The organism is Saccharopolyspora sp. NPDC050642 (assembly GCF_040654735.1).
GTDB lineage: Bacteria > Actinomycetota > Actinomycetes > Mycobacteriales > Pseudonocardiaceae > Saccharopolyspora > Saccharopolyspora elongata.
Genome location: NZ_JBFAIN010000017.1, coordinates 52875 through 75716 on the forward strand (window position 1 = coordinate 52875; position 22842 = coordinate 75716).

The 22842-nt window shown below is 71.6% G+C and carries 20 protein-coding genes; 13 read left to right on the forward strand and 7 right to left on the reverse strand.

The features are described 5' to 3' along the window. Nucleotides 1-72: 72 nt before the first annotated feature. On the forward strand, nucleotides 73-852 hold the full coding sequence (locus tag AB0H93_RS24770) for a cupin domain-containing protein (RefSeq protein WP_358575503.1): 780 nt from the start codon (nucleotides 73-75) through the stop codon (nucleotides 850-852). Here the strand turns inward: AB0H93_RS24770 and AB0H93_RS24775 are convergent. Continuing rightward, on the reverse strand, nucleotides 800-1204 hold the full coding sequence (locus AB0H93_RS24775; RefSeq protein WP_358575504.1) for a hypothetical protein: 405 nt from the start codon (nucleotides 1202-1204) through the stop codon (nucleotides 800-802). The two genes, AB0H93_RS24770 and AB0H93_RS24775, sit on opposite strands and share 53 nt — an antisense overlap. Nucleotides 1205-1620: 416 nt before the next feature. Between AB0H93_RS24775 and AB0H93_RS24780 the strand changes: the two genes are divergently transcribed. The 5 genes from AB0H93_RS24780 (at nucleotide 1621) to AB0H93_RS24800 (ending at nucleotide 6267) form a co-directional block, all read left to right on the forward strand. Next, nucleotides 1621-2043 (forward strand): hypothetical protein, encoded by a 423-nt coding sequence (locus AB0H93_RS24780; RefSeq protein ID WP_358575505.1) that lies wholly within the window; start codon nucleotides 1621-1623, stop codon nucleotides 2041-2043. Nucleotides 2044-2121: 78 nt separating this feature from the next. Next, a complete protein-coding gene (locus tag AB0H93_RS24785) occupies nucleotides 2122-3036 on the forward strand; it encodes an ABC transporter ATP-binding protein (protein WP_358575506.1) in 915 nt (304 codons plus the stop codon). Continuing rightward, complete coding sequence (locus tag AB0H93_RS24790; protein ID WP_358575507.1) at nucleotides 3033-4049, forward strand: ABC transporter permease; 1017 nt, start codon at nucleotides 3033-3035, stop codon at nucleotides 4047-4049. The genes AB0H93_RS24785 and AB0H93_RS24790 overlap by 4 nt, the downstream gene beginning before the upstream one ends. A 40-nt stretch (nucleotides 4050-4089) precedes the next feature. Then, the gene (locus tag AB0H93_RS24795) at nucleotides 4090-4656 is read left to right on the forward strand and encodes a TetR/AcrR family transcriptional regulator (RefSeq protein ID WP_358575509.1); all 567 of its coding nucleotides are present in this window, start codon (nucleotides 4090-4092) and stop codon (nucleotides 4654-4656) included. A gap of 111 nt (nucleotides 4657-4767) precedes the next feature. Next, complete coding sequence (locus AB0H93_RS24800; protein WP_358575511.1) at nucleotides 4768-6267, forward strand: amino acid permease; 1500 nt, start codon at nucleotides 4768-4770, stop codon at nucleotides 6265-6267. Nucleotides 6268-6334: 67 nt separating this feature from the next. Here AB0H93_RS24800 and AB0H93_RS24805 read toward each other — a convergent pair whose 3' ends face one another. Then, nucleotides 6335-6598, reverse strand: coding sequence for a UBP-type zinc finger domain-containing protein (locus AB0H93_RS24805; RefSeq protein ID WP_358575512.1), 264 nt, complete (start codon nucleotides 6596-6598; stop codon nucleotides 6335-6337). Nucleotides 6599-6704: 106 nt separating this feature from the next. On the opposite strand from AB0H93_RS24805, the gene AB0H93_RS24810 reads away from it, so the two are divergent. Next, a complete protein-coding gene (locus AB0H93_RS24810) occupies nucleotides 6705-8270 on the forward strand; it encodes a Na+/H+ antiporter (RefSeq protein ID WP_358575514.1) in 1566 nt (521 codons plus the stop codon). 17 nt (nucleotides 8271-8287) lie between these two features. On the opposite strand, the gene AB0H93_RS24815 is transcribed toward AB0H93_RS24810, so the two are convergent. After that, nucleotides 8288-9031, reverse strand: coding sequence for an IclR family transcriptional regulator (locus AB0H93_RS24815; RefSeq protein ID WP_358575516.1), 744 nt, complete (start codon nucleotides 9029-9031; stop codon nucleotides 8288-8290). Nucleotides 9032-9250: 219 nt separating this feature from the next. Between AB0H93_RS24815 and AB0H93_RS24820 the strand changes: the two genes are divergently transcribed. Then, nucleotides 9251-10423 (forward strand): FAD-dependent oxidoreductase, encoded by a 1173-nt coding sequence (locus AB0H93_RS24820; RefSeq protein ID WP_358575517.1) that lies wholly within the window; start codon nucleotides 9251-9253, stop codon nucleotides 10421-10423. 10 nt (nucleotides 10424-10433) lie between these two features. Here AB0H93_RS24820 and AB0H93_RS24825 read toward each other — a convergent pair whose 3' ends face one another. The 4 genes from AB0H93_RS24825 to AB0H93_RS24840 form a co-directional block, all read right to left on the reverse strand. Then, complete coding sequence (locus AB0H93_RS24825) at nucleotides 10434-11048, reverse strand: sarcosine oxidase subunit gamma family protein (RefSeq protein WP_358575518.1); 615 nt, start codon at nucleotides 11046-11048, stop codon at nucleotides 10434-10436. Further along, on the reverse strand, nucleotides 11035-13887 hold the full coding sequence (locus AB0H93_RS24830) for a 2Fe-2S iron-sulfur cluster-binding protein (protein ID WP_358575519.1): 2853 nt from the start codon (nucleotides 13885-13887) through the stop codon (nucleotides 11035-11037). The genes AB0H93_RS24825 and AB0H93_RS24830 overlap by 14 nt, the downstream gene beginning before the upstream one ends. Next, nucleotides 13884-14150 (reverse strand): sarcosine oxidase subunit delta, encoded by a 267-nt coding sequence (locus AB0H93_RS24835; RefSeq protein ID WP_132483390.1) that lies wholly within the window; start codon nucleotides 14148-14150, stop codon nucleotides 13884-13886. The genes AB0H93_RS24830 and AB0H93_RS24835 overlap by 4 nt, the downstream gene beginning before the upstream one ends. Nucleotides 14151-14214: 64 nt before the next feature. Then, complete coding sequence (locus AB0H93_RS24840) at nucleotides 14215-15435, reverse strand: sarcosine oxidase subunit beta family protein (protein WP_358575521.1); 1221 nt, start codon at nucleotides 15433-15435, stop codon at nucleotides 14215-14217. A 96-nt stretch (nucleotides 15436-15531) separates the two neighbouring features. On the opposite strand from AB0H93_RS24840, the gene AB0H93_RS24845 reads away from it, so the two are divergent. From AB0H93_RS24845 to AB0H93_RS24865, 5 genes are all read left to right on the forward strand, one after another. Next, complete coding sequence (locus AB0H93_RS24845; RefSeq protein ID WP_358575523.1) at nucleotides 15532-16188, forward strand: GntR family transcriptional regulator; 657 nt, start codon at nucleotides 15532-15534, stop codon at nucleotides 16186-16188. Nucleotides 16189-16521: 333 nt separating this feature from the next. Further along, a complete protein-coding gene (locus AB0H93_RS24850) occupies nucleotides 16522-18993 on the forward strand; it encodes an FAD-dependent oxidoreductase (RefSeq protein WP_358575524.1) in 2472 nt (823 codons plus the stop codon). Between the two features lie 101 nt (nucleotides 18994-19094). Then, entirely contained in the window at nucleotides 19095-20288 is a 1194-nt protein-coding gene (locus AB0H93_RS24855; protein WP_358575526.1) for a glycine cleavage T C-terminal barrel domain-containing protein, read from the forward strand. 16 nt (nucleotides 20289-20304) lie between these two features. Next, nucleotides 20305-21147 (forward strand): methylenetetrahydrofolate reductase, encoded by an 843-nt coding sequence (locus AB0H93_RS24860; protein WP_358575527.1) that lies wholly within the window; start codon nucleotides 20305-20307, stop codon nucleotides 21145-21147. Beyond that, nucleotides 21144-22841, forward strand: coding sequence for a formate--tetrahydrofolate ligase (locus AB0H93_RS24865; protein ID WP_358575528.1), 1698 nt, complete (start codon nucleotides 21144-21146; stop codon nucleotides 22839-22841). The genes AB0H93_RS24860 and AB0H93_RS24865 overlap by 4 nt, the downstream gene beginning before the upstream one ends. Nucleotide 22842: the final 1 nt, after the last annotated feature.

Genomic DNA, 22842 nt, shown 5'->3' on the forward strand with positions numbered 1-22842 from the left:
TCCGGCCTACCCCGCACCAGGACGGGCGGTACTCGATCGCATCGGCCGGTCCGAGCAGGAGAGACTGTCGGCGTGACTGGATCGACGCTGCTGCACCTGCTGCCGCTGAAAACCTTCCACGCCGACCGGAACTCCCCCGTCAGATCCGCCAGCCTCGAGACCGAGGGCTTCGTGCACTGCTCGCCGGACGAGCGCACCGTGCTCGCGGTGGCGAACACCCTGTACCGCGAAACGACCGAACCGATGGTGGCGCTGGAGCTGGACCCCGCGAAGCTGTCGGCGCCGGTGCGCTGGGAGGAGCCGATCCCGGCGCCCCCGGCCGGCGCGCCGGCGGATGCGCTGTTCCCGCACGTCTACGGGCCGCTGGAGCGGGAGGCGGTGATCGGCGTGCGCTACGCCCGGCGCGACGCGGCGGGGCGCTACCTGAGCCTGGAGACGCGCAGCCGGACCGCCGAGGAGTTCGATCTGCTGCCGCACCCGGAGGGCGGCTGGTACCGGCAGACCTGGGCCGGACCGGTCCGGATCGAGCACAACGGCGGCACGCGGTCGAGCGCGACGATGATCTACTTCCTGCTGCCGCCCGGCCAGTTGTCCGCCTGGCACACGGTCGCTTCCGACGAGCTGTGGCTGTGGCACCGGGGCGGGCCGCTGACCCTCTGCCTCGGTGGCGACGGGCCGCGCCCGGTCGACGAGCCCGAGCGGTTGGTGCTCGGCGCGGGCGCCGGGCAGGCGCCGCAGGCCGTGGTCCCGGCCGGCACCTGGCAGTGCGCACAGGCCGCCGCGACGGCCGAGACGCTGGTCAGCTGCGTTGTTTCGCCAGGATTCGACTTCGCCGACTTCCGCGTCCTGTAGGCGGGTCGAAGGAATGCCGGGGCCCGGGGCGGCGCATCGCGCCGGGACCGCCGGCAGGTGCTGCGGCCCGGCCGCGGACCGCCTCGGCGGACGTCCGGAGCATCGCGAGGACCACCGCGAACACGGCGGCGAGGGCGTTGCACCGGGGTCGCCCGCCCGGCGCCGCTCGCTGCTGCCGGTACTCGGCGACGAGTCTGCCGGTCTCACGATGCCGGCCCCGCGCGGTCTCGCGGCGCGGCACGCCGGAACCGAGCATTCTGCGCTCCACCCAGGACATCGTGATCAGCGAGCCGATGATCGCTCCGATGCCGATCGAGGCCGCCAATGCGAACCCTGCCAGCGAATTGATCACCGGCACCACCCCCCACGACGCAGCGGGCCACCGGTTCTAGCGACTCTTGCCGTCGACGCGGAACGGCACCGCACCAATGCCGTTTTCGCTGTGGCCCATGGAGATTCACCGTAATTCGGGACGTTCATGACCGCCGGGTGTGAACGGCCCCACTCGCCCGAACAGGTGAAAAGTGATCAGGTTCGCCGGTTCGCCGGACGGCGGGCGCGGCGTGATCGGGCGGACAGTTCTTGATCGGGCAAAACGCGCGGAACCGGAGCTACCATCGAAAACGGTCCGGCCACCGCCGGCACCCGGCTGCCCGAGAAAGCGCGGCGCCGGGCAACCCGCCGCGATCGGCGCGCGTGTTCCACAGCGACCCGCTGTTCGCACCGGGATCGTCGACGGGCCGCGATTTCAGGGGAGGTAATCGGGTCGTGAGGGGTTACACCGTCCACCTGCTGTTCCATCTGCTGGCGATCGCGGCCGGTGCCGCGTGCGGCATCGCGGGCGGGCTGTGGTGGTTCGGCGGCGACCCGAGCGGCCTGTGGCTGGGGATCGGGGCGCTCGCCGTCGGGGTCATCGTGCTGATCCTGGAATCCCTCTACATCAGCGCCGACCAGCCGGCCGCGCCGCCGCGGCAGCCGTCGCGACCGCCGCTGGAGTCGCGGCCGCGGATCCCGCTGCCGCCCCGCGAGCGCACCCGGCCCGATCTCGAACCCGTGGCGGCCCCGCCGTCGGACACGCTGCTCCAGCCCTCGATGGATGCCGCCAAGTCCGTCGATCAGGAGACCAAGACCTCGGCGCTCGACGCGCTCGACGCGCAATGGAGCGGCGACCGGTCGACCCGCCAGGCCTGATCCGCGGCCGATCGCACGCAACCTGAGCGCACTCCGCCGCGTCCTACGGACGCAAGATCCACAACCAGGAGTGCCACGATGGCTACGCAGGACCACGCAGTCCTAGCCAGGGACGTGCGGCGCAGGTTCGGCGCGGTGGAAGCCGTGCGCGGGCTGGACCTCGACGTTCCCTACGGCGAGGTGACCGCGCTCGTCGGACCGAACGGCGCGGGCAAGACGACGTTGTTGTTGATGCTGGCCACCCTGCTGGCGCCCGACTCGGGCGAGCTGCGGGTGGCCGGCCTGGACCCGGTGGCGGATCCGCTGGCGGTGCGCCGGCGGCTCGGCTGGATGCCGGACGCCTTCGGCGTGTACGACCAGTTGACCGCCCGCGAGTACCTGGACTTCTTCGCGGCCGCCTACCGCCTCCCGGCCGCCGACGCGCGGACCCGGGTGGCCGGGCTGCTCGAACTGGTGCACCTGGCGGAATTCGCCGACCAACCTGTGCATGTGCTCTCGCGCGGGCAGAAGCAGCGCCTCGCGGTCGCCCGCGCACTCGTGCACCGGCCGTCGGTGCTGCTGCTCGACGAGCCCGCGTCGGGCCTCGATCCGCGTTCCCGCGTCGAGCTCCGCGACCTGCTGCGCGCCCAGGCGGCGGAAGGCACCGCGGTGCTGGTGTCCAGCCACATCCTCAGCGAGCTGTCCGAGGTCGCGGACCGGGTCGTGTTCGTCAACGGCGGCCGGACCGCCGGCCAGCACCGGATGGACGAGCTCGATCACCGCGCGGTGTGGCGGGTGCGCGCGCTCTCCGGCGACCTGCCCGCCGCGTTGGCGCGGCACGGGATCGAGCACGCCGCCCACGCCGCCGGGGTCGACGTGCAGGTGGCTTCCGAGCAGGCCGCGGCGGAACTGCTCGCGCGGCTGGTCGCCGACGGCGTGCAGGTGTCCAGCTTCGCCCCGACCGGCAACCACCTGGAGTCCGCCTACCTGGCCTACACCGAGGAGCGCCGATGACCTTGAGCGGCATCAAGATCGTGGCCGAGCAGGAGTTCCGGGTGCGGCTGCGCACCGGCCGGTGGCGGTGGCTGCTGGCCGCGTGGTTCGTCGTCGTCGCGGGCTTCGCCGCCCTGCTCAGGTACTCCCTGGCGATCGTCCGCGATGACTCCGGCATCGCCGACGGCAACACCGGCATCCCGCTGTTCGGCGGCGTGATGCTGTTCGTGCTCGCGCTGGCGCTGCTGGTGGCGCCCGCGCTGACGGCGCAGTCGATCAACGGCGACCGCGAGCGCGGCACCCTCGCCACGGTGCAGGCGACGCCGCTGTCGGCGTGGGAGATCACGCTGGGCAAGTTCGCGGCCGCCTGGATCACCGGGCTGGTCTTCCTCGGGCTGACGCTGCCGTTCGTCGTGTGGGCGCTGTTCGAGGGCGGCCTCGGGCCATTGCGCGCGCTCGCGGTGCTCGCGATCGTCGCGCTGCTGATCGGCGTGATCTGCGCGATGGCGCAGGGCCTTTCTGCGCTGTTCGCGCGCGGGATCACCTCGACGCTGATGTCCTACCTGCTGGTGTTCGCCCTGACCGTGGGCACGGTGATCGTCTTCGGCCTGTCCCTGTCGCTGACGATGACGGAGAAGACGTACACGCCGACGACCAGCGAGCAAGCCGACTACGGCATGGAGCCCTACACCTACGACGTGCCGCAGCCGCAGTACGTCTGGTGGCTGATGGCACCGAACCCGTTCATCGTGCTCGGCGACGCCGCGCCCGCCCCGCCGAGCCGGATCAACCCGCGCACCGGCGAGGAGGAACCGATCGTCGAGATGGATCCGCTGAGCACCATCGGCCTGATGGCGCGCAGCATGCGGGCGGAGCACGACGGCTACGACCGCGATGCCTTGGCGACGAGCCCGGCCGTCTGGCCCTACGGCCTCGGGTTCAACGTGCTGCTCGGGGCCGGTGCGCTGTGGCTGAGCGCGAACCGGCTGCGCACGCCGGTGCGCGGGCTCACCCGCGGCGTGCGGATCGCCTGACGCCGCCGATCGTTCTCCCGGCAACCCCGGAGTGTTTCGCGTGCAGCGCCACGAGGCCGAGTCGAAACTGCTGGACACCGCCGAAGCCCTGTTCTACGAACGCGGCATCCAGGCCGTCGGCATGGCCGAACTGCGCACCGCGTCCGGGGTGTCGCTCAAGCGCCTCTACCAGTGCTTCGCCTCCAAGGAGGAGCTGGTCGAGGCCTACCTGCGCCGCCGCGACGAGCGCTGGCGCAGCGCGCTGTCGGCCTACGTCGCGCGGGGCGACCGCACTCCCGAGGAGGCCGTCCTCGCGGTCTTCGACTGGCTGCACGACTGGTTCGGCGAGCCCGGCTTCCGCGGCTGCGCGTTCCTCAACTCCTTCGGCGAGCTCGGCGGCAGCTCGCCGGGGGTCGCCGCAGCAGCACGCGACCACAAGGCCGAACTGCGCCGCTACCTGGGGGAACTGGTCGGCGGACTGGGCGTCGCCGACCCCGACCAGCTCACCGAACAACTGCTCGTCCTGGTCGACGGCGCGACCGCCACGGCCGCCGTCGGCGGGGACCCCGGCCCGGCCCGCAGCGCTCGCGCCGCCGCGGCCGCCCTGATCACGGCCGCCTCACGATGAGCCGGATCATCTTGCTCGGAGTGACCTGAGCCACAATCCTGTCTTCAGGTACGCCGATGCGGCGCGAGCGGGCCGAGGGCCCGCCCGGCACCTGGGTGAGGAGGGCCACCCATGTCAATCATGCGTGTCAAGTCGGTCGAACAATCCATCCGAGATGCCGAGGCCCCGGAATTTCGCCTGCGCCGCGTGCTGCGCGCGGTCGATCTGCTGGGCATCGGCATCGGCGCGATCATCGGCACCGGCATCTTCGTGCTGACCGGCGTCGCCGCGGCCACCGATGCCGGGCCCGGCATCGCGATCTCGTTCGTCATCTCCGGAATCGCGTGCGGCCTGGCCGCGCTCTGCTACGCCGAGTTCGCGTCGGTCGTGCCGGTGGCCGGCTCGGCGTACACGTTCTCCTACGCGTCGATGGGCGAATTCCTGGCCTGGATCATCGGCTGGGACCTGATGCTGGAGTTCATCCTCGGCGCGTCCACCGTGTCCGTCGGCTGGTCCAGGTACTTCGTCGCGGCACTCGACACGATCGGCCTGGGGTTGCCGGCGGCGTTGACCGCCGCCCCGGGCGCCGGCGGCGTGGTGAACCTGCCCGCCGCGATCATCGCCCTGATCCTCACCGTCGTCCTGGTGGTCGGCATCCGGCTCAGCGCCGCGGTGACCAACGTGGTCGTGGCGATCAAGCTCGTCGTGGTGCTGTTCTTCATCATCTTCGGCGCGTTCTTCATCAAGGCGTCCAACTGGACCCCGTTCATCCCGCCGCACCAGCCGCCGGAGCCCGGCGCCGTCGCGGCGCCGCTGGACGAACCGCTGGTCAACGCGTTCTTCGGGCAGACCGGGTCGTTCGGGCTGAGCGGCCTGGTGGCGGGCGCGGCGCTGGTGTTCTTCGCCTACATCGGCTTCGACATCGTCGCCAGCGGCGCGGAGGAGACCCGCAAGCCGCAGCGCGACATGCCGATCGGCATCCTCGGTTCGCTGGCCGTCTGCTCGATCCTGTACGTGCTGGTGTCGCTGGTGATGACCGGCGTCGTCAAGTACGACCAGCTGGACACCGCGGCGCCGATGGCCACCGCGTTCCAGGCGATCGGCGCGCCGTGGGCGGCCGGACTCGTCTCGCTCGGCGCGATCGCCGGCCTGACCACGGTGATCCTGATCCTGATGCTGGGGCAGGCCCGGGTCGGGTTCGCGATGAGCCGGGACGGCCTGCTGCCGGTGTGGTTCGCGAAGGTGCACCCGAAGTTCCGCACGCCGTACCGGATCACCGTGATCACGGGGATCGTGGTGGCGGCCATCGCCTCGCTGACGCCGATCAACGTGCTCGCCGAGATGACCAACATCGGCACCCTGTTCGCGTTCGTGCTGGTGTCCATCGGCGTCCTGGTGCTGCGCCGGACCCGGCCGGACCTGCCGCGGGCCTTCCGGGTGCCGTGGGTGCCGGTGATCCCGATCCTGGCCGCGGCGGCCTGCCTGTACCTGATGCTCAACCTGGTCGGCTGGACGTGGATCCGGTTCGGCATCTGGATGCTGATCGGCCTGGTCGTCTACTTCGTGTTCAGCAGGAGGCACAGCAGGGTCGGCAAGGGCGAGAGCTCCGAGAAGGCCACCGGGGAGGGCTGATCCGCTGCGCAGACCGCTCGTGAGCGATGGTTCCGGTAAGAACCGGAGTCACCGCTCACGAGCGGGCTCAGCCGAGCCGTTCGTCCACGTAGCACCAGGTCCAGGACTCGCCCGGTTCGAAGGAACGCACCACCGGGTGGGCGGTTCGGTGGAAGTGGGCGGTGGCGTGCCGGTTGGGGCTGGAGTCGCAGCACCCCACGTGCCCGCACTGCGTGCAGATCCGCAGGTGCGCCCAAACGTGCTGGCCGGCGGCGAGGCAGTCCTCGCAACCGTCCTCGCGGCTAGGTGCCGGCGCGAGGTCCGCCGCCTCGCGCAAATGCGCACAACTCATCGAAACCTCCAGGTGCTGAGCGCGGCGTCTGCTGCTCGAACGACAATGTGCTGTCGAACGTAAGCCACCGGCTGCGGATTCCGCAGGCGCCTCGACCGGAGACAGCATGCACGACCTACCCGCGTTGATGGCCCTGCTCGCCGGGGCGCTCGCCGTGACCGCCGTTTCCCGCCGGACCGGGATCTCCGCGCCGCTGGCGCTGGTCGTGGTGGGCCTCGCCGTGTCGTCGATCCCCGGCGTGCCGGACTACACGATCGATCCCGACCTGGTGCTGCTGGTGATCCTGCCGCCGCTGCTGTACTCGGCCGCGCTGAACAGCTCCACCATCGGGATCCGCGCCAACCTGCGGCCGATCGGGCTGCTCGCGTTCGGGCTGGTGCTGTTCAGCACCGCCGTCGCCGGGGTGCTCGCGTGGTGGCTGGTGCCGGGCATGCCGCTGAGCGTGGCGCTGGTGCTGGGCGCCGTCATCGCGCCGCCGGACGCGGTCGCGGCCACCTCGATCGGCCGCCGGCTCGGGCTCCCGCGCAAGATCATGACCGTGCTCAGCGGCGAGAGCCTGGTCAACGACGCCACCGCGCTGACCGCCTACCGGGTGGCCGTGGCGGCCGCGATCGGCACCGGCTACTCGCTGCTGGCCGGGGTCGGCATGTTCCTGCTGGCCGCGGTCGGCGGCGTGGTGATCGGCTACGCCATCGGCTGGGTCGTGCACCGCGTCCGGCGGCTGCTGCGCGACGACATGCTGGAAAGCGCAGTCGGGCTGATCGTGCCGTTCTTCGCGTACCTGGTCGCCGAGGAGGTGCACGCCTCCGGGGTGCTGGCCGTCGTGGTGGCCGGGCTGTACCTGGGGCACCGCGCGCCGTCCGGCAGCGCGGCGACGCGGCTGCAGGACCGGGCGGTGTGGAACGCGGCGGACACGCTGCTGGAAGCGGTCGTGTTCGCGCTGATCGGCCTGCAACTGCGCAGCGTCCTGGAAAGCGTGTCGACGGGCTTCGGGCCGCTGGTCGTCGCCGGTCTCGCCCTCACCGCCGGGATGGTGCTCGCCCGCGGCGCGTGGGTCTTCCTCGTGATGTACCTGCCGGAACTCCTCCGGCGGCGCAGCCCGGACTGGCGGCACAAGGTGATCGTGTCGTGGGCGGGGATGCGGGGCGTGGTGTCGCTGGCCGCCGCCTCCGCGATCCCCACCGCGACGCTGGCCGGGGAGCCGTTCCCGCACCGCGACGAGGTCCTGTTCCTGACCTTCTTCGTGACGCTGGCGACGCTGCTGCTGCACGGCACCACGCTGCCCTGGCTCATCGGATTCCTCGGTGTGCGGGGCACCGAGGACTACACCGACGCGCTCGCCGAAGCCGAAGCGCAGCACAACGCCGCCCGCGCCGCGCAGGAGCGGCTCGACGAGCTCACCGCGGAAGCGGAGCCGCCAGGCGACGTGGCCGAGCGGCTGCGCCGCGCAGCGCAGCAGCGCAGCAACCAGGCGTGGGAACGGCTGGGCCGGTCCGCCGACGAAGTCGGCGAGAGCCCGACGGCGGCGTACCGCCGCCTGCGCGGCGAGATGCTGGCCGCGGAGCGGGCGGTGTTCGTGCAGTTCCGCGACGACCGCCGCATCGACGACGAAGTGCTGCGCCGCGTCATGCACCAGCTGGACCTGGAAGAACTCTGGCTCTCCCGCGACTGAAACGCCCGTGGCCGCTTCTACGTCAGGAAGCCGAGCTGCGAGGAGAGTTCCTTGGCGGCGATGCGCATCGCGCCGACGACCTCGCGCATCCGCTTGCGGGAGAAGCGGTACGACGGGCCGGAGGCGCTCAGCGCCGCGATCACGTCGCCCTCGTGGTTGTAGACGGCGACCGCCGCCGCGTTGAGCCCGAGTTCCAGTTCTTCGTAGCTCGTCGCGTACCCGTCGCGGACGATCAGCTCGAAGTCCTTGCGCAGCTCGCTTGCGTTGGTGACCGTTCTGGTCGTGTAGCGCTCCAGCTGCCGGACGAGCACCTCGTCCTGGTCCTCCCGCGGCGCGTGCGCCAGCAGGACCTTGCCGCTGGACGTGGCGTGCAGCGGGGTGCGCTGGCCGACCCAGTTGTGCGCGGTGACGGCCGCCGTGCCGCGGGCCTGGCTGATGTTGATGGCGACGTCGTTGTCCCGGATCGCGATGTTGACCGTCTCGCCCAGGTCTGCGGCCAGCGACTCGCAGAACGGCCGGCCCAGCCGGGGCAGGTCCATCCGCTCGGTCGCCGCGCCCGCCAGCCGCACGATGCCGAAGCCGATCGCGTACTTGCCGCGCTCCCCCAGCTGTTCCACCAGGCCCCGGGCTTCCAGCACGCTCACCAGCCGGGAGGCCGTCGACTTGTGCACTCCCAGCTCCCCGGCGATCTCGGTGATGCCGGCTTCCCCGTTGCGCGCCAGCAGTTCCAAGACGGTCACAGCCCGGTCGACGGACTGCACCAGAGCGCCAGAACTCCTTCCGCGTGCTTCAGCTGCGCTACCCACCGGTCAACCGTATCCGTTCGAGGTGCACATCCCGGAACCATCCGTTGTCCCTCTTGACGTTGTCGCAACAAAAGGGTCAGATTTGTTGCGAATACTACGCTCTGTTCCTCATTGTGCAACGGAGGTCGGCTTGTTGTCACTCACCGCGGCCGCCCCACCGGCCGTGACCGAGGCATGAACACGGTGGTCGTCGTCGGCTCGTCGGTGGCGGGCTGGCGGGCCGCGCAGGAGCTGCGCGAGCAGGGCTTCGACGGGCGGCTGGTGATCGTCGGCGCGGAACCGCACCGGCCCTACGACCGGCCGCCGCTGTCCAAGGAATTCCTGGCCGGGAAGCTGCAACCGGAGGAACTCGCGCTGGGCAACGAGCAGGAGGAGGCCGACCTCGCCGCCGAGTGGCGGCTGGGCGTCCCGGCGGCGCGGCTGGACTCCCGGCGCGGCGCCGTGGTGCTCGCCGACGGCAGCGAGGTCCGCGCCGACGGCGTCGTGCTGGCCACCGGATCCGCCCGGCGGAGCCTGCCGGGCAGCGCCGAAGCCGCCGGCAGCCACCGGCTGCGGACCGTCGACGATGCGTTGGCGCTGCGCGGGGAGATCCGCGCCGGCGCTCGGGTGGTGGTCGTCGGCGGCGGGCTGATCGGCACCGAGATCGCCTCGACCTGCCGGTCCCTGGGCGCGGAGGTGACCCTCGTCGACGCCCAGCACCTGCCGCTGGCGCGCACCCTGGGCATCGAGCTGGCGCCGCTGTGCTTCGCGCAGCACGAGGACCACGGGGTTCGCGTGCGGTGCGGGACGCCCGCCCAGCGCGTGCTCGCCGACGACCGGGTCACCGGCGTGGAGCTCGCCGACGGCCGGGTGATCCCGGCCGACGTGGTGGTCGTCGAGGTCGGCGCGGAGCCCGCCACCCGGTGGCTGCGCGGATCGGGGCTGAAGCTCCGCGACGGCGTCGTGACCGACTCCGGGTGCGTGACCGCGCTGCCGAACGTCGTGGCGGTCGGCGACATCGCGCGCTACCAGCCGTCACACCGGTCGCACACGGTGCGCAGCGACCACTGGTCGACGGCGATGAACCAGCCGCCGGTCGCCGTGCGCAACCTGCTCGCCGGGCGCACCGCGGAGGCATACACCGGGGTGCCGCACTTCTGGTCGCAGCAGTACGGTTCGACGCTGCAGTTCGCCGGGTACGCCGGGCCGAAGGACCGGATCACCGTGGTGGACGGCTCGCTGAAGGCCCGCCGGTTCGTCGCGACCTACCAGCGCGGCGGCCGGACGATCGCGGTGTTCGCGATGAACAGCCCCAAGCAGTTCGCCACCCACCGCCGCCGCCTCATCACGGCCCTGGCCCGCCGCTGATCCGCCGCGGTCAGGGCGCGGTGAACTCCTGCACCGCGTCCAGGAGCAGGTCCGCCAGGTAGTCGGCGAAGGAGTTGCGGACGAGGATCCGGTAGGCCGGTTCCGGGGTCAGCTGCCAGAGGATCGCCTGGGTTCTGCCCAGCAGGGTCTGGGCGCAGCGGCCCGGGGCGAAGGACCTCGGGTGCAGGTCCAGGGAGCAGATCTTCTCGAGGACCTCGCGGGACAGCGGGCCGGACAGGCGCAGCGCCGTGCGGTTCGCGGATACGTCCACTGTGGATCCCAGCGAGTCCGCGAGCGCGCCGCGGACCGAGGCGACCAGCTCGGCCGCGCGGCCGTCCGGGGCCACCAGGAGCCACTCGTCCGGGCCGAGCCAGAGGGCCGCGGCGTTCTCGTCGCCCGAGACGAGGTTCGGTTCGTGGTGCGGTAGCGCGAGATCCAGCGCGTGCTCGACGCGCGCCACCGCCGGGCTGCCGGGGTGCACCCGCAGGTTCACCTGGGTCAGGAACGGTTCCTCCGCCAGCCGCAGCCGATCGGTGCCGATCGCGGCGAACTCCGCCGCGCGGCCGGCGAGCGGGCTGCGGCGCAGGGACAGGGTGTCGACCTGTGCGGGGCTAGCGACCGTCACGGCGGGCTCCTTCGACGTCGTAGAACAGCGGCTTGGTCACCTCGACCGGGATCGACCGGCCGTCGAGCGGCACGTCCAGCACCTCGCCGATGCGCTGACTTCCGTTGCGCACCAACGCCATCGCGAACGTCCGGTCCAGGATCGCGCTGCGGTAGCTGGACGTGACGTGCCCGAGCATCGGCACCGGCGGCTCCAGCGGGGTGCCGGGCTCGACCAGGTGCGCGCCCTCCGGCAGGAGCTCCGCCGGGTCCAGCGGCAGCAGCCCGACCAGCTGCTTGCGGTCGGTTCGCGCGGTGTCCGGGCGGGCGAACGAGCGCCTGCCGATGAAGTCCTTGCGCTTCGACACCACCCAGTCCATGCCGAGGTCGTGCGGGGTCACGGTGCCGTCGGTGTCCTGCCCGACGATCACGAACCCCTTCTCCGCCCGCAGCACGTGCATCGTCTCGGTGCCGTAAGGCGTGATGCCGAAGTCCCGGCCCGCCTCGTGCACCGCCTCCCACACCGCCAGGCCGTACCAGGAGGCGACGCTGACCTCGAACGCCAGCTCGCCGGAGAAAGAGATCCGGCTGATCCGCGCCGGAATCCCGTTGCCCAGCACGGTTTCCCGGAACTCCATGAACCCGAACGCCTCCGCCGAGACGTCCAGGTCGGGCGCGACGCGCGCGACGACCTCCCGCGAGTCCGGGCCGACCACCGCCACCGTCGCCCACTGCTCGGTGACCGAGGTGCAGTGCACCGCCAGGTGCGGCCACTCGGTCTGCAGCCACTCCTCCAGCCACTCCAGCACCACCGCGGCGTTGCCGGTCGTGGTGCTCATCAGGTAGCGGTCTTCGGCCAGCCGCATCGAGACGCCGTCGTCGAAGACCATGCCGTCCGCGGTGCACATGACGCCGTAGCGGGCCTTGCCGACCGGGAGCTTGGCGAAGGCGTTGGTGTAGATCCGGTTCAGGAACTCCGGCGCGTCCGGCCCGACGATCTCGATCTTGCCCAGCGTCGTCGCATCCTGCATCGCCACCCCGGTGCGCGCCGCCAGGCATTCGCGCCGCACCGCCGCGGCCATGTCCTCGCCGGGGAGCGGGTAGTACCAGGGGCGCTTCCACTGGCCGACGTTCTCGAACTCCGCGCCGTGCGCCACGTGCCAGGAGTGCATCGGCGTGGTCCGCACCGGGTCGTGCAGCACGCCCCGGTCTCGCCCGGCCAGCAGCGCGAACGACACCGGCACGTAGGGCGGCCGGAACGTCGTGGTGCCCACCTCGCCCGGCGATTCGGCCAGCAGCGCGTCGGCGATCACGCCGATGGCGTTCACGGCGGAGGTCTTGCCCTGGTCGCTGCCGGTGCCGATCGTGGTGTAGCGCTTGACGTGCTCGACCGAGCGCATCCCGGCGCCGACCGCGCGCCACACGTCGGCGACCGTGGAATCCCGTTGCAGGTCGACGAAGTGCTCCGTCCACCGCGCCGGTTCGCCGGACTCGCCGGGCACCAGCCACAGCGGGCGCGGCTGCGCGACCGGCCGGTCGCCGGTCACCGGCGGGACGGGCGGCGCGGCGGTCCGGAAGCCGCTCGCGGTCGCCGCCTCGGCGCCGGCCGAGAGGCCCTGGGCGAGACAGCCGGCGAGGTCGTAGGTGCCGCGCGCGGCCCCGATCACCTTGGGCAGCCCGGGTTTCTGCGCCGGCACGAACCCGGCCACCAGCTGGTCCCAGCGCACCGCGCCGCCCGCCTGGCTGAACAGGTGCACGGCCGGGCTCCAGCCGCCGCACACCGCCAGCAGATCGCAACCGACGTCCACCGGCGGGCCGGCGATCAGTCCCGCGTCGTCGATCTCGGCGATCCGCGCGGACGACACCCGCCGGTCCCCCGTCGTACCGACGACGGCGGAGCCGGTGAACACCTGGGCGCCGATCGACCGGGCCTGCTCGACGAGCCGTTGCGGCGGTTCGGGCCGGGTGTCGACGACCGCGCGGACGCGCGCGCCCGCGGCGGCCAGGTCGAGCGCCGCTTGGTAAGCGCTGTCGGACGTCGTGACCACGACGGCCTCCCGGCCCGGCAGCACCGCGAAGCGCTTGATGTAGCTGCGCACCGCCGAGGCGAGCATGATGCCGGGCCGGTCGTTGTCGGCGAAGACCATCGGCCGCTCGTGCGCCCCGGTGGCCAGCACCACCCGCTGAGCGCGCACGTGCCACAGCCGCTGGCGGTTGCCGCGGCGCTCGGCGATGAGCAGGTAGTTGTGGTCGTAGTGGCCCACGGCGGTGGCGCGGGTCAGCACCCGCACCTCGGGCAGGTCGACGAATTCCCTTGCCGCGCGGGAGATCCACTCGTCGGCGGGCCGGCCGTCGATGCGCTCGCCGCCGTCCAGCAGCGACCCGCCGAGCTCGCGGCCCTGCTCCACCAGCACCACCCGGGCGCCGCTGCGCCCGGCCGCCAGCGCGGCGGCGATCCCGGCGGGACCGGCGCCGACCACGACGACGTCGGCGTGCACGTACTTCTTGTCGTAGACGGTGGGATCCGGCGCGTTGCTGAGCCAGCCGATGCCCGAGAGGCTCGCGACCTGCAAGCCGTCGTAGAGCTCCAGCCGCGTCGCGGGCACCAGCGGCTCCGGGCCGCCATCGAGCACCTGCACCAGCGCGTTCGGTTCGGTGCTGTCGGCGGTGACGATGCCGCGCGGGCGGTCCCGGTAGATCGACGGGCCCACCTCGATCCGGCCGTTCGCGAGCAGCGCCGAGGCAAGCGTGTCGCCGGGATGCCCGGCGAACTCCATGCCGTCGAAGGTGAAGCGCAGCGTTCGGGTCCGGTCGATGCGACCGCCCTCCGGCAGGCGGGAAGGAGGAGTGAGCCGTGTCATGGCGCCACCTTTCCGGGCATCTCCGGGTGCATCTCGTTGGTCGCGGTGTCGCGGACGACGTTGAACCAGCGCCGGCAGCCCGCGGAGTGCGTCCAGCGCTCGTGGAACAACCCGCGCGGGTTGTCGCGCACGAACAGGTACTCGGCCCAGGCGGCGTCGTCGACGTCGGCGGGGCTGTCGGGGTAGTCGACGTGGGCCTGACCGCCGTAGTGGAACTCGGTCTCGTCCCGGTCGCCGCACCAGGGGCAATGGATCAGAAGCATCAGGGCCTCCAAACGGGGTCGTGAGCGCTTTGGATTGCCATGGCGGTCCAAAACGCTCACGAGCTCAGTGGGCGACGGCGGCTGCGCCGTGTTCGTCGATCAGGGCTCCGGTGCGGAACCGGTCGAGGCCGTACGGCTCGTTGAGCGGATGCGGGCTCCCCGTGGCGATCGTGTGCGCGTACGCCCAGCCCACGCCGGGCGTGGCCTTGAAACCGCCGGTTCCCCAGCCGCAGTTGAGGAAGAGGTTCTCGAACGGCGTCGGCCCGATGATCGGCGAGGCGTCCGGCGTGACGTCCACGGTGCCCGCCCAGGTCCGGATCACGTGCGCCCGCGCGAAGATCGGGAACAGCTCCAGCGCCGCGGCCATCTGGCGTTCGATCACGTGCACCGATCCGCGCTGGCCATAACCGTTGTAGGAGTCGATGCCCGCGCCCAGCACCAGTTCGCCCTTGTGCGCCTGGCTGCAGTAGACGTGCACGTGGTTGGACATCACGACGCACGGGTGGATCGGCTCCAGCAGTTCCGACACCAGCGCCTGCAGCGGGTGGCTCTGCAGCGGCAGGCGCAGCCCGAGCGTGTCGGTCAGCAGCGTCGTCCGGCCGGCCGCCGCGAGCGCCACGCGGCCCGCGCCGATCGGGCCGAGCGACGTCCGCACGCCGGTCACCCGGTCGCCGTCGGTCTCGAATCCCGTTACCTCGCAACCCTGGATCAGGTCCACGCCCAGCTCGTCGGCCTTGCGGGCGAACGCCCAGGCCACGTGGTCGTGCTTGGCGATCCCGCCGCGCCGCTGCAGCGTCGCGCCCAGCACCGGGTACCGGATGCCGGCGGAGAGGTTCAGGATCGGGCACAGCTCCGCGATCTCGGCCGGCTCCACCCATTCCGCGTCGACCCCGTTGAGCCGGTTGGCGAACACCCGCCGCCGGGAGTCCCGGACCTCCTGCTCGGTGTGCGCGAGGTTGAGCACGCCGCGCTGGCTGAGCAGGAAGTCGTACTCCAGCTCGGCGGGCAGCTGCTCCCACAGGTCCAGCGCGTGGTTGTAGAGCGCCGCGCTGGCGTCGAAGAGGTAGTTGGAGCGGATGATCGTGGTGTTGCGCGCCATGTTGCCGCCGGCCAGCCAGCCGCGTTCGAGCACCGCGACGTCGGTGATGCCGTGGTTGCGCGCCAGGTAGTAGGCGGTCGCCAGGCCGTGGCCGCCGGAACCGACGATCACCACCTCGTAGTGCCGCTTGGGTTCCGGGGTGCGCCACAGCCGCGGCGGCGGCTCTGGAAGCAGGGGACGTGACACCGCAGCCTCCCGCAGGAGCAGGTTCTACCAGGGGAAATGCCATGAGTTGAAGTCATCGACAACTGATATGTCAGTCTTTCGGGTAGGCTACGAGACGTGCCCGCAGCCGTCAATTCCCGATCCGGCGACCCGCTCTCCCAGGCCGAGCGCGCGTACCTGACGCTGCGCGACCTGATCCTGACCCTGCGGCTGCCGCCCGGCGCACCGGTGCAGGAGGAGCCGCTGACCACCGAGCTCGGCATCGGCCGCACCCCGTTCCGGGAGGCCGTCAAGCGGCTGGAGGCCGAGTCGCTGGTGGCGATCTACCCGCGCCGCGGCAGCTTCGTCACCGAGGTCAACATCACCGACCACGCGCTGATCGCCGACGTGCGCCGGCGCCTGGAAGGACATGCCGCCCGCCGCGCCGCCGAGCGCGCGACCGAGGCGGAGCGGTCCGAGCTCGACGAGCTGCGGGTGCTGACCGATGGCCTCGGCGGCGAGCAGGCGGTGATCATGGACGTCGACTCGCGGGTGCACCGCACGATCTACCGCTGCACCCACAACCGCTACCTCGAAGGCACCCTCGGCCAGTACTACAACCTGGCGCTGCGGATCTGGCACCTGTTCTTCGACCGGCTGCCGGACGTCTCCGAGCACGTCGAGGAGCACGCGGAACTGCTCAAGGCGGTGATCGCCGCGGACGCCGACCGCGCGGACCGCATCGCGGTCGCGCACGTCGACCACTTCGAGCAGGCCATCCGCCGGCTGATCTGACCGCAATCCCAATGGAAATCGAAGATCCGATTTCCATTGGGATTGCGGCCGGACCCGGGCACGCGGCCAGGTGCACCTGATCGAGATCCTGGGGATCTCGTTTGCCGGCAACGGGATCCGCGTTGATCCGGAGCGGATTCGCGTTGATCCGTTCCGGTCGCCGTCGCCCGGACGGACGCGCCGGGGCACCGCGCGTGGCCTCCGGGCCGTCTCCGGCCCTCGGTCGGCCGGTGCCGAAATTTGACTCCCGCGCGTCCTTGACGCGGCCCTCGGTCGAAGCGCACTGTTGCGATACACGCGGAGAGTTGTCGTAGACGCAACAAGGCGGCAGCGATGGATTCGAGCGCCCAAGTCCTCGTCGTCGGGGCCGGCATCGTGGGGTGCAGCACCGCATACCACCTGGCGCGCCTCGGGATCACCGATGTCCTCGTGGTGGAGCAGGGACCGCTGTTCGCCACCGGTGGATCCAGTTCCCACGCGCCCGGCCTCGTCTTCCAGACCAACCCGTCCGAGACGATGAGCCGCCTGGCCGCCGACACCGTCCGCTGCTACGCCGGGCTGGAACTCGACGGGCTGCCCTGCTTCCACCAGGTCGGCGGCATCGAGGTCGCGACGACTCCGGAGCGCTGGGCGGATCTCCAGCGCAAGCTCGGCTTGGCCACCGCGTGGGGCATCCGGGGCGAGCTGCTCGACCCGCTGCAGGTGCACGAGCGCATCCCGCAGATCGACCCGGCGCGCATCCACGGCGGCCTGCACGTGCCCACCGACGGCATCGCCAAGCCGGTCCGCGCAGCGGAAGCGATGGCGCGCGAGGCGAAGCGGCTCGGCGTGCGGTTCGCCGGTAACACCGAGGTGATCGGCTTCGACGTCCAAGGCGGAAAGGTCCGCACCGCGCACACCTCGAACGGTGACGTGGCGGTGCAGACCGTGTTGTGCTGCGCGGGGATCTGGGGCCCGAAGGTCGGCCGGCTGGCCGGGGTGTCGATCCCGGTGCAGCCGCTGGCGCACCAGTACGCCGTGACCAGCCCGGTGCCGGGCCTGGAGCCGGGCGACGGCGAGGTCCGGCAGCCGATCCTGCGGCACCAGGACAGCTCCATGTACTTCCGGCAGATCCACGACCGCTACGGCATCGGCTCCTACCAGCACCGCGCGATCCCGGTGCGCAGCGACGACCTGCTGCCCACCGCCGCGCCGGGCGCGGGCGCCGAGGCGCCGTCGGAGGGCGGCGGCTGGAAGGGCATGGCGTCGGTGCAGCCGTTCACGCCCGAGGACTTCGCCGGGCCGTGGGCGGACGCCCGCGAGCTGCTGCCCGCGCTGCGCCGCACCGAGATCGCCGAGGGCATGAACGGCCTGTTCCTGTTCACCGCCGACGGCATGCCGGTGCTCGGCCCGTCCAACGAGGTCGGCAACTTCTGGGTCGCCGAGGCCGTCTGGATCACCCACGCCGCCGGGGTCGGCCGGGCGATGGCGCAGTGGCTGGCCGGTGAGGTGCCCGGCATCGACCTGCGGCAGGCCGATCTCCGCCGCTTCGAGGATTTCGCGCACAGTCCGTCCTATGTGGGCGAACGCGGCGCGCAGAGCTTCCGCGAGGTCTACGACATCATCCATCCGCAGCAGCCGCCGGAGCACCCGCGCCCGCTGCGCACCAGCCCGTTCCACGACCGGCAGCGCGAGCTCGGCGCGGTGTTCCTGGAGGCGAACGGCTGGGAGCGACCGCACTGGTACGAGAGCAACAAGTCCCTGGTCGACGGCCGCGACATCGCCGAGCCTGGGCCGTGGGCGGGGCGCTACTGGTCCCCGATCGTCGGCGCCGAACACCAGGCCACCCGTGAGCGAGTCGCGATGTACGACATGACTTCCCTACCCCGGGCGGAGGTCTGCGGCCGCGGCGCCCTGGACCTGCTGCAGCGGCTGACCACCAACCAGCTCGACCGGCCGCCCGGCTACGTCACCTACACGCTGATGCTGGAGCCCACCGCGGGCATCCGGGCCGACATCACGGTCGCCCGGCTGGCGCGGGACGCCTTCCAGGTCGGCTGCAACGGCCCGCGCGACATCGCCTGGCTGCGCCGCCACGCCGACGAGACGGTCCAGGTCCGCGACATCACCGGCGGCACCTGCTGCATCGGCCTGTGGGGGCCGCAGGCCCGGGACGTGCTCGCGGCGCTGGCCGACCGGGACGTCTCGCGCGAGGCCTTCCGGTTCTTCCGCGCGAAGCGGCTGTTCGTCGGCGAGGTGCCGGTGCTCGCGCTGCGACTGTCCTATGTGGGCGAACTCGGCTGGGAGCTGTACACCTCGGCGGAGTTCGGCAGGCGGCTGTGGGACCTGCTGGCCGCCGCTGGCGCCGAGCACGGCATCTTCCCCGGCGGCCGCGGCGCGTTCAACGGACTGCGCCTGGAGAAGGGATACCGAGCCTGGGGGGCGGACATGTGGAGCTTGCACGATCCCGATGAAGCGGGCCTGGCCTTCGCGGTGAAGGCGGACAAGGGCGAGTTCATCGGGCGGGACGCGTTGCTGCGGCGCCGGGAGCAGGCCCCGCGGCGGCGGTTGTGCTGTCTGAGGATCGACGACGGCACCGTGTTGATGGGATCCGAGCCGGTGTTCGCGGACGACGCCCCCGTCGGCTTCACGACGAGCGCCGGCTATGGGCACAGCGTCGGAGCGAGCCTCGCCTACGCGTGGCTGCCCGCCGAGCTGTCCGATCCGGGCACCCCCGTGCGGGTGGCCTACTTCGACCAGCGACATCCGGCGACGGTCGTCGCTGACCCCGTGTTCGACCCCGAGATGACCAGAATGCGCTGCTGATCGGCGCATCCCCCGCCAGACCTGAAAAGCGCCCGGCCGCGGTGATCGGCCAGCGGTGCGGGTGCCGCACACCCCGCTACCCGGACCAGGAGGAACCAGTCATGAGCATCAACCCGAACCCCGGCGTCCTGCTCTACCCGCGCCTGCGCAAGTCGCCGTTCTTCCACGCCTCCCGGCGGCACGGCGTCGGCCTCTACAGCGTGTACAACCACACCTACCACGCCCGCCACTACGGCGACCCGATCGGCGAGTACTGGGCGCTGCTGGAAGGCGTGACGCTGTGGGACGTCGGCGTCGAGCGGCAGGTGGAGATCACCGGACCCGACGCGTTCGAGTTCACCAACATGCTCGTGCCGCGGGACCTGACCAAGTGCAAGGTCGGGCAGTGCAAGTACGTGTTCGTCACCGCCGAGGACGGCGGCATCATCAACGACCCGGTGCTGCTGCGGCTCGGCGAGAACCACTTCTGGCTGTCGCTGGCCGACAGCGACGTGCTGCTGTGGGCGAAGGGCTTGGCGCACAACCTGGGGATGGACGTGCAGATCCGGGAGCCGGACGTCGGACCGGTGCAGGTCCAGGGGCCGAAGTCGCGGGACGTGCTGGTCGACCTGTTCGGCGAGTCCATCCTGGACGTTCCCTACTACTACGCCGTCGACCGCGAGCTCGACGGCATGCGGGTGGTGGTGTCGCGCACCGGCTACACCGCCGAGCTCGGCTACGAGATCTACCTGCACGACGCGAGCCGCGACGGCGTGAAGCTGTGGGACGCCATCTGGGAGGCCGGGAAACCGCATGACCTGAAGGTGATCGGGCCGTGCCACATCCGGCGCATCGAGGCCGGCATCCTGTCCTGGGGTTGCGACATCACCTACGACACCAACCCGTTCGAGGTGGGCTACGGCTTCGAGAAGACCTGGATGGTCGACCTCGACCAGGAGGCCGACTTCGTCGGCAAGGCCGCCCTGCGGCGGATCAAGGACGAGGGCATCAGCCGCAAGCTCGTGGGCGTCGAGATCGGCGGCCCGAGCGTGGGTTCGTTCAACGACGGCGCGATGATCGACACTTTCGACGTGCACGACCCGCACGGCCTGCGCATTGGCGAGGTCACCTCGGCCTGCTACTCGCCGCGGCTGGACCGCAACATCGGCTACGCGATGGTGCCGATCGCCTACCACGAGCTGGGCACCGAGCTGGTCGTGGACACCCAGCACGGCCCGCAGGAAGCGGTCGTCGTGGAGAAGCCGTTCCTGGATCCCACCAAGGACATCCCGAAAAAACTCGTCCGGACGGCGTGAAGAGGAGGTGATCGCGATGGACGACAACGTCGGGCAACTGGAGCAGTACCTGATGAACGCCCGGTTCGAGGTGCTGCCGCTGCGCGGCGCGGTCGAGCAGGCCGAGCTGCTGCCGGCGGGGACGACCGTGACCGTCACCTCCTCCCCGTCGAAGGGCACCGAGGCGACCCTCGACGTCGCCGCCCAGCTGGTCGGCCGCGGCCTGCGCGCGGTGCCGCACCTGGCCGCCCGCCTGATCGCCGACAACGCGCACCTGACCGCGCTGCTGGACCGCGCGGACGGGCTCGGGTTGTCCGAGGTGTTCGTGGTGGCCGGCGACTCCCCCGAGCCGCGCGGCGACTTCCCGGACGCGTTGGCGCTGCTGCGCGCGATGGACGAGCTGGGCAGGCGGCCCGCGCGAGTGGGCATCACCGGCTACCCCGAGCGGCACGCGTTCATCTCCGACGCCTCGACGATCCGCGCGATGGCCGAGAAGTCCCGTTACGCCGACTACGTCGTCTCGCAGATCTGCTACGACCCGCACACCGTGGCGGCCTGGGTGAAGGCCGTGCGGGCCCGCGGCCTGGTGCTGCCGATCCACATCGGGGTGCCGGGCGTGGTGGACGCGCACCGGCTGCTGCGGATCTCGCTGAAGATCGGGCTCGGCGAGTCGATGCGCTTCCTGCGCAAGCAGCACGGCGTGGTGTCGAAGCTGCTCACCCGCTACACGCCCGAGGAACTGCTCGGCGAGCTGTCCCCCCACCTCGCCGACCCGGACCTCGGCATCGCGGGCTGGCACTTCTTCACGTTCAACGAGATCGCGAAGACCCTGCAATGGCGCCACGACCTGGTCGCCAGACTACGGGAGGTCCCCGCATGAGCATTCCGTCCGATTTGGACATCTCCCGGGCCACCGCGCTGCTGCCGCTGGAGGACGTCGCGGCCCAGCTGGGCATCGGGGCGCACCTGCTCGAACCCTACGGGCGCAGCGCGGCGAAGATCTCGCTGGACGCGCTCGACGAGCTGCCCGAGCGGCCGACCGCGCGCTACGTCGTGGTCTCGGCCATCACGCCCACCCCGCTGGGCGAGGGCAAGACCACCACGACGGTGGGGCTCGGCCAGGCGCTGCGGCACCTCGGCAAGCGGTCCGCGGTCGCGATCCGGCAGCCGTCGATGGGCCCGACGTTCGGCATCAAGGGCGGCGCCGCGGGCGGCGGCTACAGCCAGGTGGTGCCGATGGAGGCGCTGAACCTGCACCTCACCGGCGACATGCACGCGGTCACCGCGGCGCACAACCTGCTGGCCGCGATGCTGGACAACCACCTGGACAAGGGGAATTCGCTGGGCATCGACCCGAACCGGATCACCTGGCGGCGGGTGCTGGACGTCAACGACCGGGACCTGCGCAACATCGTCACGGGCCTGGGCGGCAGGCTCGACGGCACGCCGCGGCAGACCGGCTTCGACATCACGGCGGCCAGCGAGGTGATGGCCGTGCTCGCGCTCTCCACGTCGCTGCAGGACATGCGGCGGCGGCTGGGCCGCATCGTCGTCGGCTACACCCGCGACGGCTCGCCGGTCAGCGCCGAGCAGCTGCGGGCGGCGGGGGCGATGACGGTGATCATGCGCGAGGCGATCAAGCCGAACCTGATGCAGACCACCGAGAACACGCCGGTGCTGGTGCACGCGGGGCCGTTCGGCAACATCGCGCACGGCAACTCGTCGGTGGTGGCCGACCGGCTCGCCAGCCGCTGCGCGGACTACGTGGTCACCGAGGCGGGCTTCGGCGCCGACATGGGCGCGGAGCGGTTCTTCAACATCAAGTGCCGCACCTCGGGCCTGCGCCCGGACGCGGCGGTGCTGGTGGCGACGGTGCGCGCGCTGAAGGCGCACTCCGGGCGCTACAAGGTGGTGGCGGGCAAGCCGCTGCCTGCGGCGATGCTGGCGGAAAACCCCGACGACGTGCTGGCCGGGGCGGCGAACCTGCGCAAGCAGATCGACAACATCCGCCTGCACGGGGTGTCGCCGGTGGTGGCGATCAACGCGTTCCCGACCGACTACCGCAGCGAGCACGAGGCGATCCGGCAGGTCGCCGAGGCGGAGGGCGCGCGCGTCGCGATCAGCAACCACTTCCTGGAGGGCGGCAAGGGCGCGGTGGAGCTGGCCGAAGCGGTGGTGGCGGCGGCCGAGGAGCCGAACGGTTTCCAGCTGCTGTACCCGGATTCGGCGGACCTGCGGGCGAAGATCGAAACGATCGCGACCAAGGTGTACGGCGCGGACGGCGTGTCGTACCTGCCGGCGGCGGCCCGGGCCCTGGACGGCTACGAGGCGAACGGCTTCGGCGACCTGCCGGTGTGCATCGCCAAGACGCACCTGTCGCTGAGCTCGGACCCGGCGCTGCTCGGCGCCCCGACGGGCTGGACCCTCCCGGTCCGGGAGGTCAGGGCCTCGGTGGGCGCGGGCTTCATCTACCCGATCTGCGGTGAGATGAGGACGATGCCGGGCCTGGGCTCCCACCCGGCGGCGGAGACGATCGACATCGACGACCACGGCCAGATCACCGGCCTGAACTGAG

Bases quoted from the DNA above. Each gene is read 5' to 3' on its own strand.
- AB0H93_RS24785 (WP_358575506.1), top strand. From the start codon at position 2,122: ATGGCTACGCAGGACCACGCAGTCCTAGCCAGGGACGTGCGGCGCAGG.
- AB0H93_RS24790 (WP_358575507.1), top strand. From the start codon at position 3,033: ATGACCTTGAGCGGCATCAAGATCGTGGCCGAGCAGGAGTTCCGGGTG.
- AB0H93_RS24800 (WP_358575511.1), top strand. From the start codon at position 4,768: ATGTCAATCATGCGTGTCAAGTCGGTCGAACAATCCATCCGAGATGCC.
- AB0H93_RS24805 (WP_358575512.1), bottom strand. From the start codon at position 6,598: ATGAGTTGTGCGCATTTGCGCGAGGCGGCGGACCTCGCGCCGGCACCT.
- AB0H93_RS24810 (WP_358575514.1), top strand. From the start codon at position 6,705: ATGCACGACCTACCCGCGTTGATGGCCCTGCTCGCCGGGGCGCTCGCC.
- AB0H93_RS24820 (WP_358575517.1), top strand. From the start codon at position 9,251: ATGAACACGGTGGTCGTCGTCGGCTCGTCGGTGGCGGGCTGGCGGGCC.
- AB0H93_RS24830 (WP_358575519.1), bottom strand. From the start codon at position 13,887: ATGACACGGCTCACTCCTCCTTCCCGCCTGCCGGAGGGCGGTCGCATC.
- AB0H93_RS24835 (WP_132483390.1), bottom strand. From the start codon at position 14,150: ATGCTTCTGATCCATTGCCCCTGGTGCGGCGACCGGGACGAGACCGAG.
- AB0H93_RS24850 (WP_358575524.1), top strand. From the start codon at position 16,522: ATGGATTCGAGCGCCCAAGTCCTCGTCGTCGGGGCCGGCATCGTGGGG.
- AB0H93_RS24855 (WP_358575526.1), top strand. From the start codon at position 19,095: ATGAGCATCAACCCGAACCCCGGCGTCCTGCTCTACCCGCGCCTGCGC.
- AB0H93_RS24860 (WP_358575527.1), top strand. From the start codon at position 20,305: ATGGACGACAACGTCGGGCAACTGGAGCAGTACCTGATGAACGCCCGG.
- AB0H93_RS24865 (WP_358575528.1), top strand. From the start codon at position 21,144: ATGAGCATTCCGTCCGATTTGGACATCTCCCGGGCCACCGCGCTGCTG.